The sequence below is a fragment of the Pseudomonas onubensis genome (assembly GCF_965653655.1).
Classification (GTDB): domain Bacteria; phylum Pseudomonadota; class Gammaproteobacteria; order Pseudomonadales; family Pseudomonadaceae; genus Aquipseudomonas.
This window is the reverse complement of record NZ_CBFHAZ010000189.1, coordinates 1-3,255: the sequence shown is the minus strand read 5'-3', so window position 1 is coordinate 3,255 and position 3,255 is coordinate 1. Positions and strand designations below refer to the sequence as shown.

Genomic DNA, 3,255 nt, shown 5'->3' with positions numbered 1-3,255 from the left:
TCTGGTCGCCTTTGTACACGTCGTTAGGTGCTACGACGGTGACGGTGCCGCTGGATTGGTTCACACCGATGGTGATGGTTTTGCCGTTGTCCAGGGTCACGGTCAGCGGGTTGGTGATGTTGGTCACCAGCGCGCCGTTTTTATCCACAAGGCTGGCGGTGTAGATGATGTTGCCGCCTTCGCCAACGGTGGTGGTCGCGGTCAGAACCACATCCACTTTATCGATGGTGTCGTTGATCGTCGTGGTCGCGCCGCCTGGAGTGATGGTCACGCCTTCGAAGTTACCGCCGGTGGTACCGGTGATCTTGACGGTCTGGGTGCTCTTGTCGATGAACACGTCATCGCCAGGCGCGGCAACAGTCACAGAGCCTGCGGTCGCACCTTGCTTGATGGTGATGCTTGAGCCGTTATCCAGCGTGACGACCATGTCGGTGCCGGCCTTGTTGCTCAAGGTGGCGGTGTAGGTGATGGTGCCGCCTTCGTTGACGGCATTTGGTGCGGTCAGCGTGACGCTGGTGAGATCGGTGGTGCCTGGGGTATCAGTCACTGTGGTGTTAACAGGCGTAGTGCCCGGCACCAGGTTCTCGAAGTGCGCGCCGCCGGTCACGTTAGTGATGGCGGTGGTAACGGTCTGGTCGCCTTTGTACACGTCGTTAGGTGCTACGACGGTGACGGTGCCGCTGGATTGGTTCACACCGATGGTGATGGTTTTGCCGTTGTCCAGGGTCACGGTCAGCGGGTTGGTGATGTTGGTCACTGCCGCGCCGTTTTTGTCCACAAGGCTGGCGGTGTAGATGATGTTGCCGCCTTCGCCAACGGTGGTGGTGGCGGTCAGGACTACATCCACTTTGTCGATGGTGTCGTTGATCGTCGTGGTCGCGCCGTTGCCTGCAACTTCCAATTTCTCGAAGTTACCGCCAGTGGTATCAGTGATCTTGACGGTCTGGGTGCTCTTGTCGATGAACACGTCATCGCCAGGCGCCGCAACAGTCACAGAGCCAACGGTGTCCCCAGCTTTGATGGTGATGCTCGAACCGTTATCCAATTTCAGCGTGACGTCAGTACCCGCTTTATTGGAGAGCGTCGCGGTGTAGGTGATCTGGCCACCTTCGTTAACTTCGCTTGGTGCAGTCAACGTTACGGTCGTGGTATCCGCAGTACCCGGTGTGTCAGTCACTGTTGTGCTAACAGGCGTAGTACCTGGCACCAGGTTTTCGAAGTGCTCGCCGCCAGTTACGCCTTTGATAGCGGTGGTAACGGTCTGGTCGCCTTTGTATACGTCGTTTGGAGCGACGGTAGTGACGGTACCGCTGGACTGGTTCACACCGATGGTGATGGTTTGTCCATTATCCAAGGTCACGGTCAGCGGGTTGGTGATGTTGGTCACTGCCGCGCCGTTTTTGTCCACAAGGCTGGCGGTGTAGATGATGTTGCCGCCTTCGCCCACTGTGGTCGTTGCGGTCAGAACCACATCCACTTTGTCGATGGTGTCGTTGATTGTCGTGGTTGCGCCGTTGCCTGCAACTTCCAGTTTCTCGAAGTTGCCGCCAGTGGTGTCAGTGATCTTGACCGTCTGAGTGCTCTTGTCGATGAACACGTCATCACTTGGCGCTGCAACAGTCACGGAACCAATAGTGTCCCCAGCTTTGATGGTGATGCTCGAACCGTTATCCAATTTCAGCGTGACGTCAGTACCCGCTTTATTGGAGAGCGTCGCGGTGTAGGTGATCTGGCCACCTTCGTTAACTTCGCTTGGTGCAGTCAACGTTACGGTCGTGGTATCCGCAGTACCCGGTGTGTCAGTCACTGTTGTGCTAACAGGCGTAGTACCTGGCACCAGGTTTTCGAAGTGCTCGCCGCCAGTTACGCCTTTGATAGCGGTGGTAACGGTCTGGTCGCCTTTGTATACGTCGTTTGGAGCGACGGTAGTGACGGTACCGCTGGACTGGTTCACACCGATGGTGATGGTTTGTCCATTATCCAAGGTCACGGTCAGCGGGTTGGTGATGTTGGTCACTGCCGCGCCGTTTTTGTCCACAAGGCTGGCGGTGTAGATGATGTTGCCGCCTTCGCCCACGGTAGTGGTGGCGGTCAGGACTACATCTACTTTGTCTATGGTGTCGTTGATGGTCGTAGTTGCACCATCACCAGCCACTTCCAGTTTCTCGAAGTTGCCGCCAGCAGTGTCAGTGATCTTGACCGTCTGAGTGCTCTTATCGATAAACACGTCATCGCCAGGCGCTGCAACAGTCACGGAACCGACGGTGTCGCCAGCCTTGATGGTGATGCTCGAGCCATTGTCCAACTTCAACGTGACGTCAGTACCGGCCTTGTTGCTCAAGGTGGCGGTGTAGGTGATTTGACCACCCTCATTCACTTCAGACGGAGCCGTCAGTGTCACGGTAGTGGTGTTATCAGTACCCGGAGTATCCGTGACGGTGGTGCTAACAGGCGTAGTACCTGGCACCAAGTTTTCGAAGTGCTCACCGCCGGTCACGTTAGTGATAGCGGTAGTGACGGTTTGGTCGCCCTTGTACACGTCATCCGGAGCTACAACTGTGACGTTGCCGCTGGACTGATTAACGCCGATGGTGATGGTCTGGCCGTTATCGAGAGTGACGGTCAACGGGTTGGTGATGTTAGTCACTGCCGCGCCGTTTTTATCCACAAGGCTGGCGGTGTAGATGATGTTGCCGCCTTCGCCCACTGTGGTGGTGGCAGTCAGCACCACATCCACTTTGTCGATAGTGTCGTTGATGGTCGTAGTTGCACCATCACCAGCCACTTCCAGCTTCTCGAAGTTACCGCCAGTGGTGTCAGTGATCTTGACGGTCTGAGTGCTCTTGTCGATGAACACGTCATCGCTTGGCGCCGCAACAGTCACGGAGCCAACGGTTTCACCAGCTTTGATGGTGATGCTCGAACCGTTATCCAGCTTCAGGGTTACGTCAGTGCCCGCTTTATTGGAAAGCGTAGCGGTGTACGTAATCTGACCGCCTTCGTTCACTGCAGATGGAGCTGTCAGCGTAACGGTAGTGGTGTTATCGGTACCCGGAGTATCGGTAACGGTAGTGCTGACAGGCGTTGTGCCTGGCACCAAGTTTTCGAAGTGCTCACCGCCAGTCACATTAGTGATAGCGGTAGTGACGGTTTGGTCGCCCTTGTACACGTCATCCGGAGCTACAACTGTGACGTTGCCGCTGGACTGATTAACGCCGATGGTGATGGTCTGGCCGTTATCGAGAGTGACGGTCA

Annotated in this window: 1 protein-coding gene; it reads right to left on the bottom strand. The window is 56.1% G+C overall.

Annotated elements, in window-relative coordinates:
- On the bottom strand, nt 1-3,255 hold a 3,255-nt coding region (locus ACTD9P_RS29425), incomplete at both ends, for an immunoglobulin-like domain-containing protein (protein ID WP_438870394.1).